Annotated in this window: 16 protein-coding genes; 11 read left to right on the top strand and 5 right to left on the bottom strand. The window is 65.8% G+C overall.

Annotated elements, in window-relative coordinates; translation table 11 throughout:
- Positions 1-2 precede the first annotated feature (2 nt).
- The 4 genes from ftsH to thiD are packed head-to-tail and all read left to right on the top strand — an operon-like array spanning position 3 to position 4,906.
- A complete protein-coding gene (gene ftsH, locus ACO07I_RS06215) occupies positions 3-1,943 on the top strand; it encodes an ATP-dependent zinc metalloprotease FtsH (protein WP_422015385.1) in 1,941 nt (646 codons plus the stop codon).
- Positions 1,944-1,984: 41 nt separating this feature from the next.
- Positions 1,985-2,758 (top strand): dihydropteroate synthase, encoded by a 774-nt coding sequence (folP, locus tag ACO07I_RS06210; RefSeq protein ID WP_422015383.1) that lies wholly within the window; start codon positions 1,985-1,987, stop codon positions 2,756-2,758.
- A gap of 10 nt (positions 2,759-2,768) precedes the next feature.
- The gene (glmM, locus tag ACO07I_RS06205; protein ID WP_422015381.1) at positions 2,769-4,118 is read left to right on the top strand and encodes a phosphoglucosamine mutase; all 1,350 of its coding nucleotides are present in this window, start codon (positions 2,769-2,771) and stop codon (positions 4,116-4,118) included.
- Positions 4,115-4,906, top strand: coding sequence for a bifunctional hydroxymethylpyrimidine kinase/phosphomethylpyrimidine kinase (gene thiD, locus ACO07I_RS06200; protein WP_422015379.1), 792 nt, complete (start codon positions 4,115-4,117; stop codon positions 4,904-4,906). Before glmM ends, thiD begins: the two co-directional genes overlap by 4 nt.
- Here the strand turns inward: thiD and ACO07I_RS06195 are convergent.
- On the bottom strand, positions 4,899-5,771 hold the full coding sequence (locus ACO07I_RS06195; RefSeq protein WP_422015377.1) for an alpha/beta fold hydrolase: 873 nt from the start codon (positions 5,769-5,771) through the stop codon (positions 4,899-4,901). The two genes, thiD and ACO07I_RS06195, sit on opposite strands and share 8 nt — an antisense overlap.
- Before the next feature lie 56 nt (positions 5,772-5,827).
- On the opposite strand from ACO07I_RS06195, the gene ACO07I_RS06190 reads away from it, so the two are divergent.
- Positions 5,828-6,181, top strand: a complete 354-nt coding sequence (locus ACO07I_RS06190) for a DUF2200 domain-containing protein (protein WP_422015375.1) — start codon at positions 5,828-5,830, stop codon at positions 6,179-6,181.
- Between the two features lie 15 nt (positions 6,182-6,196).
- On the opposite strand, the gene ACO07I_RS06185 is transcribed toward ACO07I_RS06190, so the two are convergent.
- Entirely contained in the window at positions 6,197-7,375 is a 1,179-nt protein-coding gene (locus ACO07I_RS06185; protein WP_422015373.1) for an aminotransferase, read from the bottom strand.
- A 302-nt stretch (positions 7,376-7,677) separates the two neighbouring features.
- On the opposite strand from ACO07I_RS06185, the gene ACO07I_RS06180 reads away from it, so the two are divergent.
- The 4 genes from ACO07I_RS06180 to ACO07I_RS06165 all read left to right on the top strand — a co-directional run bounded on the left by ACO07I_RS06180 (position 7,678) and on the right by ACO07I_RS06165 (position 12,184).
- Complete coding sequence (locus ACO07I_RS06180) at positions 7,678-9,018, top strand: ABC transporter substrate-binding protein (protein WP_422015371.1); 1,341 nt, start codon at positions 7,678-7,680, stop codon at positions 9,016-9,018.
- Positions 9,019-9,238: 220 nt separating this feature from the next.
- Positions 9,239-10,168, top strand: a complete 930-nt coding sequence (locus ACO07I_RS06175) for a carbohydrate ABC transporter permease (protein WP_422015369.1) — start codon at positions 9,239-9,241, stop codon at positions 10,166-10,168.
- Positions 10,168-11,076, top strand: a complete 909-nt coding sequence (locus ACO07I_RS06170) for a carbohydrate ABC transporter permease (protein ID WP_422015367.1) — start codon at positions 10,168-10,170, stop codon at positions 11,074-11,076. Before ACO07I_RS06175 ends, ACO07I_RS06170 begins: the two co-directional genes overlap by 1 nt.
- Before the next feature lie 7 nt (positions 11,077-11,083).
- Positions 11,084-12,184, top strand: a complete 1,101-nt coding sequence (locus ACO07I_RS06165) for an ABC transporter ATP-binding protein (protein WP_422015365.1) — start codon at positions 11,084-11,086, stop codon at positions 12,182-12,184.
- A gap of 3 nt (positions 12,185-12,187) precedes the next feature.
- On the opposite strand, the gene ACO07I_RS06160 is transcribed toward ACO07I_RS06165, so the two are convergent.
- From ACO07I_RS06160 to ACO07I_RS06150, 3 genes are read right to left on the bottom strand one after another with little or no spacing between them, the layout of a single operon-like run.
- On the bottom strand, positions 12,188-13,060 hold the full coding sequence (locus tag ACO07I_RS06160; RefSeq protein ID WP_422015363.1) for an alpha/beta fold hydrolase: 873 nt from the start codon (positions 13,058-13,060) through the stop codon (positions 12,188-12,190).
- 14 nt (positions 13,061-13,074) lie between these two features.
- Entirely contained in the window at positions 13,075-13,665 is a 591-nt protein-coding gene (locus ACO07I_RS06155) for an amino acid synthesis family protein (protein ID WP_422015361.1), read from the bottom strand.
- Positions 13,666-13,713: 48 nt separating this feature from the next.
- Complete coding sequence (locus ACO07I_RS06150; protein WP_422015359.1) at positions 13,714-14,745, bottom strand: WD40/YVTN/BNR-like repeat-containing protein; 1,032 nt, start codon at positions 14,743-14,745, stop codon at positions 13,714-13,716.
- 201 nt (positions 14,746-14,946) lie between these two features.
- On the opposite strand from ACO07I_RS06150, the gene ACO07I_RS06145 reads away from it, so the two are divergent.
- Both ACO07I_RS06145 and gstA read left to right on the top strand, forming a co-directional pair.
- Entirely contained in the window at positions 14,947-15,894 is a 948-nt protein-coding gene (locus tag ACO07I_RS06145) for a Bug family tripartite tricarboxylate transporter substrate binding protein (protein ID WP_422015357.1), read from the top strand.
- 37 nt (positions 15,895-15,931) lie between these two features.
- Positions 15,932-16,546 carry a glutathione transferase GstA gene (gene gstA, locus ACO07I_RS06140; RefSeq protein ID WP_422015355.1) on the top strand — a complete coding sequence of 205 codons (615 nt, stop codon included), beginning with the start codon at positions 15,932-15,934 and terminating at the stop codon, positions 16,544-16,546.
- The last annotated feature ends 6 nt before the right edge of the window (positions 16,547-16,552 follow it).

The following is a 16,552-nucleotide window of genomic DNA, read 5'->3' as shown; positions in this document are numbered from 1 at the left end:
CAGTGAACCCGTTCAATCGCAACGCTGCCCTCTGGATCGTCATCGTCCTGCTGCTCGCGCTGCTCTACAGCGTCTTCCAGGGTGGGGCGACGCGGACTCCCGGCAACACGATCTCGTACTCGGAATTCGTTCGCGCGGTCGAACAGCGGCAGATCCAGGATGTCCGCATCCAGGGCAATACGATCAACGGCACCTTCCGCGAGCCTCGCAATGGCGTGCAGAAGTTCTCCACCTACGCGCCCAGCACGCCGCCCGACGACCAGCTGATGCCGATGCTTATCAAGAACGTCGATCGCGTCGATGCGGGACCGGCGGAAGAGGGCATGAACCTCGGCAGCATCTTCGTGAGCTGGCTTCCCGTCCTCGTCCTGGTCGGCGTCTACATCTTCTTCCTGCGCCAGATGCAGAGCGGTACCGGCCGCGCCATGGGCTTCGGCAAGTCGAAGGCGCGCCTGCTCACCGAGAAGCACGGCCGCGTCACCTTCGACGACGTCGCGGGCATCGACGAGGCCAAGGGCGAACTCGAGGAGATCGTCGACTTCCTGAAGGACCCGCAGAAATTCCAGCGTCTGGGCGGCAAGATCCCCAAGGGCTGCTTGCTCGTCGGTCCTCCGGGTACCGGTAAGACGCTGCTGGCGCGCGCTATCGCCGGCGAGGCCAACGTGCCGTTCTTCACGATCTCGGGTTCCGACTTCGTCGAAATGTTCGTCGGCGTCGGCGCCAGCCGCGTGCGCGACATGTTCGAGCAGGCCAAGAAGAACGCTCCCTGCATCGTGTTCATCGACGAAATCGACGCCGTCGGCCGCCATCGTGGCGCCGGCCTCGGCGGCGGCAACGACGAGCGCGAGCAGACGCTGAATCAGTTGCTGGTCGAGATGGACGGCTTCGAGGCGAACGAGGGCGTCATCCTGATTGCCGCCACCAACCGTCCCGACGTGCTCGATCCCGCCCTGCTGCGTCCGGGCCGTTTCGACCGCCAGGTCATGGTGCCGAACCCCGACGTGGGCGGCCGCGAGAAGATCCTCAAGGTGCACATGCGCAAGGTGCCGCTGGCGCCGGACGTCGATCCGAGGGTGCTGGCCCGTGGTACGCCGGGTTTCTCCGGCGCCGATCTGGCCAACCTCGTGAACGAGGCCGCCCTGCGCGCCGCGCGCGTCGGCAAGCGCCTGGTGACCATGGGCGACTTCGAGTACGCCAAGGACAAGGTCCTGATGGGGACCGAGCGTCGCTCTATGGCGATGACCGACGAGGAAAAGACGCTCACGGCCTATCATGAGGCGGGTCATGCGCTGGTCGCCATGCATGTTCCCAAGAGCGATCCGCTGCACAAGGTGACGATCATCCCGCGCGGTCGCGCGCTGGGCGTCACCATGCAGCTCCCCGAGCGCGACCATCTGAGCCACACCAAGCAGTACCTGGAGTCGCGGCTGGCCATCATGTTCGGCGGCCGCCTGGCCGAGGAGCTGGTGTTCGGGCCGGAGAACGTCACGACCGGCGCCGCCAGCGACATCCAGGTCGCGACGCAGACGGCGCGTGGCATGATCACTGCCTACGGCATGTCCGAGAAGCTTGGCCGCGTGCGCTACCAGGCGAACGAGCAGGAGGTCTTCCTGGGCCATGCCGTCACGCAGACGCAGAACGTCTCCGAGGCGACGTCGCAGCTGATCGACCAGGAGGTTCGCCGCCTGATCGAGGAAGCCGAAGGCCGGGCGCGGACGATCCTGACCGAGCGCCTCGAGGACCTGCATATGATCGCCAGGGCCTTGCTCGAGTACGAGACGCTGAGCAACGACGAGATCGGCACGATCCTGCGCGGCGAGAAGGTCGTACGCGACGACACGGGCGGTGCCGGCACCTCCGATCGCCGCCGCCGCGCCTCGGTTCCGACCACCACCACCGGCCCGGCGCCGGGTGCCAACCCCGAGCCGCAGCCGGGCGTTTGACGCGACGCTTCGCGGGCCTCGCGCTCGATCGCCCTCTCGTGATGGCGATCGTGAACGTGACGCCCGACTCCTTTTCCGACGGCGGTGAACGCTTCGACCCGGCGCGGGCCATCGATGATGGCCTGCGCTTTGTGGCGGAGGGAGCCGACATCCTCGACGTCGGCGGCGAGTCGACGCGGCCCGGCTCGGCCGCCGTCTCGCCCGAGGAGGAATGCCGCCGGGTTCTTCCCGTCGTCGAAGGCTTGGTGCGGCAGGGCGCCATCGTCTCCCTCGACACGCGTCGTTCGCTGGTCGCCGAAGCGGGCCTGGCGGCCGGCGCGCGGATTGTGAACGACGTCTCCGCACTACGTGACGACCCGGCCATGCTGCCCCTGGTCGTACGGCGCAAGGCAGCGGTGATCCTGATGCACCGGCGGGGAAGACCGGAGGAGCGCTATGCCGGGCCGGCCTATCAAGACGTCGTCGAGGATGTCCGGCGCTTCCTGGTCGATCGCGCTGCGGCCTGTGAGGTGGCGGGCGTCGACCGCCAGGCTATCGCTCTTGATCCTGGTCTGGGCTTCGGCAAGAAGGTCGAGGAGGAACTGGCCTTGATCGCGGGTACGGAGCTTCTGGCCCATGCGGGTTACCCCGTATTGATCGGCTGTTCCCGCAAGAGCTTCATCGGCCGGCTGACTTGCCTCGAAAAACCCTCGGATCGCGATCCGGCATCGGCCTGGCTGGCGGTCGAGGCCGTGCGCCGTGGCGCATCGATCGTCCGCGTCCACAACGTAGTAGCTACACGGCAGACCCTCGCCGTCTTCGAGGCGATGCGGTAAAATTGCAGTAATGGCTCGTTCACTCTTCGGCACCGACGGCGTTCGCGGTCGTGCAAACACCGCTCCGATGACCGCCGAGATGGCGATGCGCATAGGCATGGCCGCAGGACAGGTCTTCCACCGCGGCGCCCATCGCAATCGTGCCGTCATCGGCAAGGACACGCGCCTGTCGGGCTATATGCTGGAGCAGGCCCTGACGGCCGGCTTCCTCTCGGTTGGGGTCGACGTGTTCCTGCTGGGTCCGATTCCCACGCCCGCGGTCGGCTTCCTGACGCGGTCGATGCGCGCCGACGTCGGCGTGATGATCTCGGCCTCGCACAATCCCTACGAAGACAACGGCATCAAGCTGTTCGGCCCGGACGGCTTCAAGCTGTCGGATGCCGTAGAAAGCGAGATCCAGGCGCTGGTCATGCAGCATTCGGACCTCGTCCTCGCCGATGCCGCCGCGATCGGTCGCGCCAAACGACTCGACGACGTGCAGGGCCGCTACATCGAGTCCGTCAAGGCATCGGCGCCACGCGGCCTCGACCTCAGCGGCCTTAAGGTCGTGGTCGATTGCGCCAATGGGGCTGCCTACAAGGTGGCGCCCACGGTGCTCACCGAGCTCGGCGCCGAGGTGGTTCGCGTCGGCGTCGCACCGGACGGATTCAACATCAACGGCAATTGCGGCTCGACCCATCCCGGCGTGCTGCAGGAGCAGGTCATCGCGCACCATGCCCATATCGGCATCGGCCTCGACGGCGATGCCGATCGCGTCATCCTGGTCGACGAGACCGGCGCGGTCATCGACGGCGACCAGCTCATGGCCACGATCGCCGATCAATGGCAGCAGCGCGGTCTGCTGTCCGGCGGCGGCGTGGTGGCGACGGTCATGTCCAACCTCGGGCTGGAACGCCACCTCCACGCGCGGGGCCTGACGCTCGTGCGCACCCAGGTCGGCGACCGCTACGTGCTGGAGCGCATGCGAGCAGACGGCTTCAACCTGGGCGGCGAGCAGTCGGGCCACATCATCATGACGGATTACGCCACGACCGGCGACGGATTGATGGCGGCGCTGCAGGCGCTGTGCGCGCTGATCCGATGCGAGCGTCCGGCCAGCGAATTCTTCCGCGCCTTCGAGCCCGTGCCGCAGCTGCTCAAGAACATCCGGGTCTCCGACGCGGCGGCCGCGCTCGATGCCGCCTCCGTCGCCAAGGCCATCGCCTCGGGAGAAGAGAAGCTCGGCAAGGGCGGGCGCATCCTGGTGCGCAAGTCGGGCACCGAGCCGCTCATCCGCGTAATGGCCGAGGGCGACGATTCGGAGCTGGTGCGCAGCGTGGTCGACCAGATCATCGACGCGATCCCCCGGCAGGCCGCATGAAGGGCCGCGTTCTGATCGTCGCCGGGTCGGACTCAGGCGGCGGGGCCGGTATCCAGGCCGATATCAAGGCGGTCACCGCGATGAACGGTTTCGCGGCGACGGCCATCACGGCGCTCACCGCCCAGAACACCGAGGGCGTGCATGGCGTGGTCGGGATCGAGCCCGCCTTCATCGCGCAGCAGATCGAGGTCGTGCTGAGCGACATCGGGGCCGACGCGCTGAAGACAGGCATGCTGCACAGCGCCGAGGTGATCGGCGTGGTGGCGGCGGGAATCGCCCGGCATGCGCCCGGCGTGCCGCTGGTCGTCGATCCGGTGATGGTGGCCAAGGGCGGGCACCGGCTTCTGCTGACCGAAGCCGAAGCCGCGCTGCGCGACACGCTGCTGCCGATGGCGGCACTCGTCACGCCGAACCTGCCCGAGGCGGAAGTGCTGGTGGGCTTTGCGGTGAGGGTCGAGGCCGACATGAAGCGCGCTGCCCAACGGCTGGTGGAACTAGGCGCCGGCGCAGTGCTGATGAAGGGCGGCCATCTCGAAGGCGATCGCGTCGTAGACCTGCTGTTCCACGATGGAAGGTTCGACCGGTTCGAGGACGCAAGGATCGTGAGTCGCAGTACCCATGGCACGGGCTGCACGCTGGCCTCGGCCATTGCGGCGGGCCTGGCGCAGAAGATGACACTGCGTGATGCCGTTGCGCGCGCGCGGGACTATGTCCGCAGGGCCATCGAGACCGCGCCCGGTTTCGGTCGCGGCCATGGCCCGCTCAATCACGCGGTGACGGTCAAATAAGGCCGGCGTCCTTCGTTGCCGGTTGCCGGGGCGTCCATTTGCCGGCTTCCGCCAGCACGATGAAGTTCCAGAGTTCGCGGTTGAAGGCGTCCGGCTCCTCCAGATTCACCGCGTGTCCGGTCTTGGCGAACATCGCGAGGCCGGCATTGGGCAGGACCTGCTTCAGGTACAGGCTGGGCTGCAGGCAGGGATCGTCCTCGTCACCGCAGATGATCAGCGTCGGCAGGCCGAGCTTCTTCCAGTCCGCCTCGAAGTCATAGAGCGACGGCCGCTTGCCCTGGTAATTCTCCATGGTGTTGGCGGCGCCGACCGCGGGGTGCTCGGAGAGATGCTTCGTGAACTCGTCGAAGCCGCGCGGATCCTTCAACCTGAAGCGCGAGCGGGTGGGATTGGTCGTGAGGCTTTCGGCGTATTTCGCCATGCCGTCCTTGCGGATCAGAGCGGCCGTCGTCACGGCATCCTTCTTGAACTGCTCGTGCCCGTCGCGGCCGGCGCCGGACCCCACGCCTGCGAGCGTCAGCGAGAGCGCGCGGTTGGCATAGCATCTGCCGAAATGGGCCGTCGCGAAGGCTCCCTGCGACAGGCCAACGATATGCGCCTTCGGGACCTTCAGGTGGTCCAGCATGTGCAGGGCATCGTCGACGGCATGTTGCTGACCGTACATGTCGCCGTTCGGCGGCACGTCGGAACCGGGATAGCCGCGAAAGGAATAGGTGATGCAGCGGTGACGACGGGCGAAGAAGCGCATCTGCGGCTCCCAGGCGCGCCAGTCGCCGCAGTATTCGTGGACGAACAGGATCGGCGTGCCGCTGCCGGCTTCCTCGTAGTAGAGCTTCACCCCGTCGGGCGTCGTGGCGTGCGGCATGGCGCGTTCCTCTTCGCAGCGTTGATGGCGGCGCGCGATAGGCTAGCATCGCGGCCATGGCAAAGCATCGCATCTACACGATGGGCTTCGCGAAGGTTTACGCCGCCCTGGTCGCGAAGGCGGAGCGGAAGGGCCGCACCAGGGCCGAGGTCGACCATGTCATCGGCTGGCTCACCGGCTACGGCACAAGGGCGCTCGAGGCCCAGTTGAGTAAGAAGGTCGACGTCGAGACCTTCTTCGCCAAAGCGCCCAAGCCCAACCCCTCCCGCACCCTCATCAAGGGCGTGGTCTGTGGCGTCCGCGTCGAGGAGATCGAGGAGCCGATCATGCGCGAGATCCGCTACCTCGACAAACTCGTCGACGAACTGGCGAAGGGAAAGGCGATGGAGAAGATCCTGCGCAAGGCGTGACGCGCAGCATCCTCCCTACACGCCGAACCGCTCCAGCCGCTCCAGCACCAGCGGGATCTTGTCGTCGGTGACGTTGGCGAAGGCGAGGCGGATGAAGCGCTCCTGGCCGGCGCCGAACATGTCGCCGGGGATGGTGAGCAGGTTCTCCTCGTCGGCCATGCGCTTGGAGATTTCGGTGGAAGCGGTGCCGGCAAAAGGATGCTCCACGTAGGCGAAGTAGGCGCCGATGCTGACGAGGCGCCAGCTGTTGGAGCGTTCGAGCCCCTGGCCCAGCAGGTCGGCCCGTGCCTTGAGGCCGGCGGTATTGTTCCGCGCCCACGGCAGCAGGTTGCGCAAGCCGTACAGCGCCGCCTCCTGCGCAAGCCGCGGTGGGCAGATCGAGACGCAGTCCATCGCCTTCTCGATCTCCGCCATCAGTTCGGTGCCCGCGGTGACGGCGCCGACGCGATAACCGGTCAGCGCGAACACCTTCGAGAAGCTGTAGAGGTGCACCAGGGTGCCGCGCCAGTCCGGCCGGCTGAAGAGATCGTGCGGACGCTCGCCTTGAGGCAGGAAGTCCTTGTAGGTCTCGTCGAGCAGCAGCGCGATGCCATGCTTCTTCGCGAGTTCGAAGAAGGCATGGATCGTCTCGGGCGGATAGACCGCGCCCGTCGGATTGTTGGGCGAGATCAGGATGATCGCGCGGGTGCGCGGCCCGATCAGCTTCGCCGCATCCTCGGCGCTCGGCACCGCGCCGGAGCCCGGCCGGAAGTCGAGCGGCACCGGCTCGACTCCCTGCATGCGCATCCACATATCGTGATTGAAGTAGTGCGGCCGTGGCACGATCACCTGGTCGCCCGCCTTGGCGATGCTCATCAGCGCGAGGCAGAAGGCCTGGTTGCAACCCGACGTGATGCCGACTTCGGCGGGTGTGACGGGCGCACCATAGAAGTCGGAAAGATGGCCCGCATAGGCCTCGCGCAGAACCGGCAGGCCGAGGATCGGCGTATAGCCATGCATCGTCGGATCGAGCAACAGCTCGCCCAGATGCTGGCGCAGTTCGAGCGCGGGGGGATAGCCCGGCACGGCCTGGCTGAGATCGATCAGCGGGCGGTCGGCGGGGAAGGTGCGACCCAGCACCCAGCGCTTGGTCTCTCCGATGGGCGAAGGGGCGACGGCGGCGAGCCAGGGATTCGGTGTCGGAACGGTATTCATAAGCAGCGAACGCTTCTTTCAGAACAGGTGGCCGGGAATTCCGGCGATCTTGATGGGGCGAGGGTAATTCACAGCAACTTCTCGCAGGAATTGCAGGCCTCGCTCCGACTTGGGGCGCGGAGCATCCAAGGCTCTCGCTGGCCTGTCAAATCGATCGCGAATCTGTCTCTCATGTCAAAATGCGTTGCTTGCCCGGCTTCTTGTGCATAGCATCGCCTCAAGGCTCCGAATGAGAGCCATTGCCTTTGCGTCAAAGCAGGCCCGGGTCAATCGGCCGTACGAAACGGCTCTGAGGAGGAAACATGGTCTCGAGGAAGGTCAATCGTCGTCGATTCGTGGCCGGTACCGCCGCGGCTTCTGCAGCGTTCGTGGCTGCGCCGTTTGTCCGCGGCGCCTACGCTGCCGGCAAACTCACCTGCGGCTTCTGGGACCACTGGGTCCCCGGTGCGAACAAGGCTACCGAAGAACTCTGCAAGGAGTGGGGCGAGAAGAACAAGGTGGAAGTCCAGATGGACTTCATCACCTCGCAGGGCAACAAGCTGCTGCTGACCACCGCCGCCGAGGGCCAGGCAAAGTCCGGCCACGACGTGCTCGCCTTCTCGACCTGGCTGCCGGCGCGCTATTCCGAGCAGCTTGTCGCCATGAACGACGTCATGGAACCGCTCATCAAGGAGAACGGCGCGGTCAATGGCACCGTCGAGTATCTCGGCAAGCTCAACGGCAAGTGGCTTGCCGTGCCGGCCACAGCGGGCAGCCAGATCAAGGGACCGTGCTCGCGCATCGACCTTCTGAAGAAGCATGCCGGCATCGACATCCAGGCGATGTACCCGGCCGGCCAGGCACCCAAGGCCGACGCCTGGACCCTCGACAATTTCCTCACGGCGGCGGAAGCCTGCCAGAAGGGCGGCAACCCGTTCGGCATCGGCCTCGGCACGACGTCGGACAATGTCGACACGGCCGGCGCGCTGTTCCACGCCTTCGGCGCCCAGCTCGTTAACGCCAAGGGCGACATCGTCGTGAAGAACGACCAGGTCCGCCAGGTGCTCGACTACTACAAGAAGCTGATGCAGTTCCTGCCGCCCGACGTGCCGTCGTGGGACGATGCCTCGAACAACAAGTTCCTGGTGTCGGGTCAAGGCTCGCTGATCATGAACCCGCCCAGCGCCTGGGCCGTTGCCAAGCGCGACGCACCACAGATCGCCGAGCAGCTCTGGACGCACGGTTTCCCGATGGGACCGAAGGGCCGCTACGCGCCGTTCCTGCCGTACTTCTGGGGCATCTGGAACTTCAGCAAGAACCAGTCGGCGGCCAAGAGCCTGATCACCTTCCTCTCGCAGGCCAGCTCCGCAGAGAAGATGACCAACGCCTCGCAGGGCTACGACCTGCCGTCGTTCGAGAAGCTGACCACCTTCAAGGTCTGGTCTGAAGAGGGGCCGCCCAAGGGCACGCTGTATCACTACCCGAACCCGCACAACCACCAGACGCTCTCGATCGCCGCCGCGCCCGCGCCGCACAAGATCGCCGAGCAGATCTACACCCAGGCCATCCAGACCCAGATGGTCGTGCGCTACGCCAAGGGCGAAGCGATGGACAAGACCATCGACTGGGCGGCCAAGGAGCTCGAGGGCTTCACCCGCAACTGATGCGAGTCCACCCGCCGGTCCCTTCGAGTGGGACCGGCGGGCGGCTCCGAGAGCGGTCCCGGAATCGGCCTGCAGGGCCGGTTCGGGAGGAAATGGTGGGCGGTCCTGCCGGGTGGCAGGGCGGCCGCCGCTTCCGACACGGCGTGCCGGTCCGGCGTAGGTCTCGTAGCTGTTTCAACTTGGCGTTTCCCGCATGGCCCGACGGGGCCTGGAGTACCCGATGGCAGACATCGCCGCCCGCAACCCGGCCGGGCACCCGACACAGCAGCGCAGCAGCCTGCACAAGCTCATGCAGCGCAAGTCGACCATCGCCTTCCTGATGGCGCTGCCACTGATCCTCTTGATCCTCATCCTGGTCGCCTATCCGGCGGGCTATGCGGTCTACCTGGCCACCCTCAACAAGGGCATGACGCGCTTCGTCGGCTTCGGGAACTTCGAGTTCCTGTTCGGCCGCGACACGTTCTGGCTGGTCGTCTACCAGTCCTGCCTGTTCGCCATCACCGCGGTGATCTTCAAGGCGATCATCGGCTTCGTGGTCGCGCACTTCGTCCACAACATTCCGGCCAAGGGACAGCGCAAGTGGCGCGGCATGCTGCTGGTCCCGTGGGTCATTCCGCCGGCCATGAGCACACTGGCCTGGCTGTGGCTGTTCGATCCCTCCTACAGCGCTCTCAACTGGCTCCTGGCGATTTTCGGGTTCGAGGGCATTCCGTGGACAGGCGAGGCGGGATGGGCGCGCTTCTCGGTCATCCTCGTCAATGTCTGGATCGGCTCGCCGTTCTTCATGATCATGTATCTCGCGGCGCTGAAATCGGTGCCCGAGCAGCTCTACGAGGCTGCCTCGATCGACGGCGCGACCTGGTGGCAGCGCATCTGGTACGTGACCCTGCCGATGATGCGCAACATCATCGCGATCACCGCGCTGTTCTCACTGATCGTCACCTTCGCCAACTTCGACATCGTGCGCGTGCTGACGGCGGGCGGTCCGCTCAACAGCACCCACATCTTCGGCACCTGGGCTTTCCGCGTCGGCATCGAGGGCGGAGACATCCCGCTCGGCGCCGCCGTGTCGCTGTTCATGGTGCCCATCCTGGCCGTCGCCGCGACCTTCATCCTGCGCGACATCACCAAGCGGGGGAGTGAAGTCTGATGGCAAACGCCGCAATCGCCACCGGGGAGCCGACCCGTCCCAAGTACGGCAGCATGAGTCGCGACCGGACCTGGGCGCTGCGCTGGTCCTATTTCTTCCTCGTGCTGTTCGCCATCTTCTTCCTGATGCCGCCGGTCTACATGCTGATCACCTCGCTGAAAACCAGCGCGGAGATCTCGGCGGCATCCAATCCCTGGTGGATCAGCAATCCGACGCTGCAGAACTACATCGATCTCCTTTCGCAGAACCAGTTCCTCGTCTTCTTCCGGAACTCGGCGATCGTGTCGATCTGCGTCGTCATCCTGACCATGCTGATCAGCGTGATCGCGGCCTTCGCGCTCGCCCGCATGAAATTCTGGGGCTCCGCCACGCTGGCGACCGGCGTGTTCCTCACATACCTGATCCCCGAAACGCTGCTGTTCATCCCGCTGTTCAAGATGTTCGCGTGGGTGAACGAGGTTTTCGGCGTCCAGCTGATGAACCACTGGTGGACGATGATCATCCTCTACCCGACGCTGACAGTGCCGTTCGCCACCTGGATCATGATCGGCTACTTCGCGTCGATCCCCAAGGAACTCGACGAGGCGGCCCTGATCGACGGCGCCACCTGGATGCAGACCCTGACCAAGATCTTCATCCCGGTGGCCCTGCCGGGGATTATCGCGGCGACGATCTTCACCTTCACCGTCGCCTGGGCGCAGTTCCTCTATCCGCTGGCCTTTACAACCTCTACCAGCGAGCTGGTTCTGCCGGTGGGCATCATCACGACGCTGATCAAGGGCGACGTCTTCAACTGGGGTCAGATCATGACCGGCGCGCTGCTCGGCGCGGCGCCTCCGCTCATCATCTACGCCTTCCTCATGGATTACTACATTGCGGGTCTGACCGCGGGCGCGACAAAGGGATAGTCGACACATGGCTCAGGTAACGTTGCGTAAAGTCGTCAAGAAGTACGACGAAGTCCTCGCCGTCCGCGGCATCGACCTCGATATTTCCGACAAGGAGTTCATCGTCCTGGTCGGTCCGTCGGGCTGCGGCAAGAGCACGACGCTCCGCATGATCGCGGGGCTCGAGGAGATCAGCGGCGGCGACATCGCGATCGGCGGCGACGTCGTCAACGACGTGCCGCCGAAGGACCGGGACATCGCCATGGTTTTCCAGAACTACGCGCTCTATCCGCACATGAACGTCTACGAGAACATGTCGTTCGGCCTGAAGCTCAAGAAGACGCCGAAGGACGTGATCGACCAGCGGGTGAAGCAGGCGGCGCAGATCCTCGACATCACCGAGCTGCTCGACCGCAAGCCCAAGCAGCTCTCCGGCGGCCAGCGCCAGCGTGTCGCCATGGGCCGCGCCATCGTGCGCGATCCGAAGGTGTTCCTGTTCGACGAGCCGCTGTCGAACCTTGACGCCAAGCTGCGGGTACAGATGCGCACCGAGATCAAGAAGGTGCACCAGAAGGTCCGCACCACGACGGTCTACGTGACCCACGACCAGGTTGAGGCGATGACCCTGGCCGACCGCGTGGTGGTGATGAACGGCGGCCTGATCGAGCAGGTCGGCTCGCCGAACGATCTCTACCATTCGCCGGCGACGAAGTTCGTCGCGGGCTTCATCGGCTCGCCGGCCATGAACTTCATCACGTGCCAGCTCGAGCAGGCGGCAGGCGCCCTCCGCGTGCGGTTGAACGATACGCTGTCCTTCCCGGTGCCGGCCGACCGCACGGCCCGCTACACGCCCTATATCGGGAAGCCCAGCCTGATGCTGGGCCTGCGTCCCGAGCACATCACCGAGACCAAGCCGCACACTGAATCGAACCAGCACGATTTCGACATGCTGATCGACGTCGTCGAGCCGATGGGCATGGAGACGCTGGTCTATTTCACGGTGAACGGCCGGGAGGTGTGCGGCCGCGTCAATCCCAACGCGGGAGCGGCGGCGGCACAGTCCATGAAGCTGAGGGCCGACCTCAGCAACATGCATCTGATCGACGACAGCACCGGCAAGGTGCTCTGAGCGTCAGCGCGCTTCGTCAGCTTCGGCGAGGAAGCCCGCGACGAGAGCCTTCACGACCTCGGGCTGGTCGTCGTGGATGTAGTGGCCGGCATCGGCCACTTCCTTCCAGCGTACCAGCGGGTTGCGCGCAGCCATCTCCTCGGCGGTCTCGCGCCTGAAGTAGTCGGAGCGGCCGCCGCGCAGCGCCAGTGTGGGCGCGCGCAGGGCATCGACATGCGGCCACAGGTCGACCCGGCGGGACGGGTCTGGATCGAGGCGGGCGCGCGCGATGCCGTCATGGTCGTATTGCCAGCCCCATGTGCCGTCGGGATGTTGCTTCAGCATGTTGCGCAGCCGGTCGAGGCGCGCTTCCTCGGTGACGCTCGGTCGCAGGTTGCGCATGAATGTGACGGCGGCGTCCCAGCTTTCGAAGGAGCGGGGGGCCGAGAGCAGTTCCTGGCGTATGCGGGCGGAGCCGGCGCTGTCTTCCGAGGCGCCCGGGCCGGCATCCTCGATGATCAGCCGCCGGATCCGGTCGGGATGTGTCGCCGCATAGACATAGGCCGCAATACCGCCCATCGAATGGCCGAGCAGGTCGAAGCGGGTGAGGCCGAGATGCTCCACCACGTCTTCGATGTCGCGGACATAGCTGTCGTTATAGTAGTTGCCCGCCGGGTCCCAGTCGCTGGCGCCGCGGCCGCGCTGGTCCCAGGCGATGGTACGGAAGCCGGGCTGGAGTGCCTGCGCCAGCGGGCCGAACGTACGGGCGTAGCCCCTGATTCCGTGGAGCATGACGATGGGCGCGGCCGCGGGATCCCCCCATTCCAGCACGCGCAGCGACAGGCCGTCGCGGGTGCGGACCCTGTACTCCCGTGATCCGTCGTCAATGGTCGTCATGCGATCCTCTCCTGTCAGGCGGCATGTGACGCTTCGGCGGAAAGACCGCCGAGTCGTGCATGCAGACGCCCGCGCGTTGCGCACGCGAAGGCGATGACGATCTCGTCCGCGTTGGGGGCATCCGCGAACATGGCGCTGATCGTGTCGTAGTGCGAGCGTACATAGAGCTCGTCCTTGTGGGCGAGCGGAATGTCGATCGACGCACCCGGCGCGCCGCGCTTCCCGGTCGACGGAATCCAGGACTTCGCCCCGCCGATCGCATCGCGCACGGGGTCGGCGAACACCGTCGTCAGCAGCGCGTTGCCGTGCTCGTATTCGCCGGCCGCGCCCACCAGGCAGGCCTTGCCGTAGCTCGCGACCTGCGCATTGCCGATGGTCTCGCGGATGCGCCGCCCGAATTCGCGGCCGAGCGCCTCGGAGGCCCGCACCGAGCTGCCAAGATCACCGACGAACCGGCCGGCATACGGATTGTGCAGGGCGGCCCCGATGACGATCTTGCGGACAGGGGCGCCATCGGCCAGCTCCCCGGTCTCGTTGGCCAGGGTATCCTCGATTTGCAGGTACCATTTGCGGATATGGAATTCGCCGAGATTGTTGGTGCGCATGTTCCGTTGATCTTCAGGTGAGGAGAGGGAGCGTCGCGGTCGCGCGGGTCAGGTGATCGAGCGGGGATGGGCGCGGACCGGGGCCTCGAACGGAGTCCAGGCGACGGCCGTGATCTCCGGGAAGGCGCGCCATTCCTTGAACCAGCTCCGCCCGCCGTCGAGCGAGCGGAAGAGGTCGCCGTATTTCGTGCCGGCGAACACCAGGTCTGGATCCGCGGAATGGAGGCCAAAGGCCCAGAATGTCGAATTCGGCTCGGCATGGAGCAGGACGGGGGCCCAGCTGTCGCCCCGGTCGGTCGACCGGTAGAGGCGACTCTTCGTGCCGGGCGTGCCGTCGCCGACGGCCAGCATCAGCGCACCGTCTCCGGCCAGCGGCTGGACGGCGCGGGTGTAGTAAAGCCCCTCGAAGCGATCCTTGGAGGCCGCACCGGTCCATGCCTTGCCGCCGTCGGTGCTGGTGAAGACCGAGTTCACGGTCGCCACGAAGATCCGGTGCGGCTGCTGGCCGCTCGCCGGCAGCATCGAGATGCAGTGGATGTCGGAATTGGTGATGCCGCACTCGGGATCGAGGCGGCGCCAGGTGGTGCCATGGTCGTCGCTGCGCCACAGGCCGCCTTCCTCGACGCCGAACCAGACCTGCGCGGTATCGGACGGATTTATGTAGATCGTGAGAATACGCGGACGGTTAACGCCCTGGCAGAACTCCGGAATTTCCGGCGACAGGCGCTCCCAGCTCTTTCCGGCATCGGTCGACCGAAACATGGCTGCTCGCGAAGGCGCGCCCGTGCCGGCGTAAATGTAGGACGGGTTGGCGGGATCGATGGCGATCGACCATACCGCCTGACCGTTCATCGGCGAGTCGACCAGCGAGAAATGGGCGCCGCCGTCGGTGCTGATGCAAAAGCCTGAATCGGCACCGGCCAGGATCACCTTCGGATCGTGCGGATGCACGAGCACGCTGCGCACGACGCCGTCGAACTCGATGGCCTCCTTGAGGCCGAGACGGTGCCAGCTCGCGCCGTCGTCGACGCTGCGCAGGAAGCCCTGGCTCGCCGTTCCAACCAGAATCGTACCCTTCATATCCGCTCCTCCATCGTCGTCCGATCCCGGAACGAACCGGGATTCGCCCCCTGTGTCCAAGACCATGCGCAGCATCTTCGCCTACGTGAACGGTCTCTTTCAACAAAATTGTAGTACGGTACTTGTTTATTGAAACAAAATCGTCGTACCTTTCGTTCAACAGCGAATGGGGTGGCTATGACGGGGTTGCTTCGAAGGGTCGTGCGTACCTGCGCCGCGGTGGCGCTGCTCCTCTCGGGACCGGCCATGGCCGGGACCTATCCGGAACGCCCGGTGACGATCGTCGTGCCGTTCGAGGCGGGCGGATCAACCGACGTTTCGGCGCGCGTCGTCGCCAAGGCCCTCTCGGACGTTCTTCGGCAGCCGGTGGTCGTGTTGAACCAGCCAGGGGCGGGCGGACGCATCGGAACGCGGCGCGTCGCGACCTCGGAACCCGATGGCTACACGTTGCTCTGGGGGAGTGGCAGCACGCTGGCCGTCGCGCCGGTGCTCTACCCCGACCAGACCTACCTGACGTCCCTGGTGCCGGTGAGCCTTGGCGCCCTGCAGCCCTTCGTGTTCGTCACGTCGCGGGCGACCGGGGCGCGGACCCTGGCAGAGCTGCTCGACCAGGCTCGTGCCAAGCCCGACGTGCTGAATTTCGCTTCTGCCGGCATCGGCTCCAGCAACCATCTGCTGGGCGAGATCCTGATGGCGGCGACGGGCACGAAGTTCGTCCACGTCCCCTACAAGGGATCGATCTCGGCGCGCGACGCGGTGATCAACGGCGACGCCCAGCTGATGGACGAAGTGCTGGCGCCGCTGCTCGCCCAGATCAAATCCGGACAGCTCGTGCCGCTGATGGTGACCAGCGAGACTCGCGATCCCGCACTGCCCGACGTTCCAACGGCGAAAGAGGCGGGCCTTCCCGACCTGTCCATCACCGGTTTCTTCGGCCTGATGGCGCCGCCCAAGACCTCGCCCGAGATCGTGGCCACGCTCAACGCGGCGATGAAGAAGGCGCTGGCCTCGCCCGAACTGCGCAAGTCCTTCGAGGCCATGAGCTTCGATGTCGGCAGCGGCTCGACCGAGGAGCTGGCGGCGCTGATCGCCCGCGGCCGCGAGCGCTACGGCCGCATCGTGACCGAACGCAAGATTACCGTGAACTGAAAACCACCCCGAATTGGAACTTCACAGCGAGACCGAGATGAAACTGTACCTGACGCCTCACGCCTGCTCCCTCGCCGTCGACATCGTCGCACGCGAACTGGGCATCCCGCTGGCCCTCGAATGGGTCGACGTTCGCGCCAAGAAGCTGCGCGACGGTTCCGACTACTACGCGATCAACCCGAAGGGGCAGGTGCCCACGCTTAAACTCGACGATGGCGAGTTCCTGACCGAGGGGCCGGTGATCGTGCAGTATCTGGCCGACGGCAAGCCGGGCAATGCACTGCTCCCGCCCGCCGGTACCATCGCGCGCTACCGCGTCCTCGAATGGCTGAACTTCGTGGGCACCGAGCTGCACAAGGGCTTCACGCCGTTGTTCCGTCCGACCACGCCGCAAGAATATCGCGAGATCGCGCGGCAGAACCTCGCCACCCGTTTCAAGTGGCTCGATGGCGTCCTGGCCGGGCAGCCGTTCCTGACGGGCGCCTCTTTCAGCGTGGCGGACGCCTACTGCTACACGATCCTGATGTGGTCGAAGCTTCATGACATCGACCTCGCGCCGTGGCCGAACCTCGCCGCCTACGTCGCCCGCGTCGCCGAACGCCCGTCCGTCAAGGCCGCCGAAGAGGCGGAACGCCAGGCCAAGGCGGCCTGAGGCGGG

The sequence above is a fragment of the Reyranella sp. genome, assembly GCF_965227665.1.
In the GTDB taxonomy this organism is placed as follows: domain Bacteria; phylum Pseudomonadota; class Alphaproteobacteria; order Reyranellales; family Reyranellaceae; genus Reyranella.
Note: the sequence above shows the minus strand (reverse complement) of the source record. Positions and strands in the feature narration are given on the sequence as shown.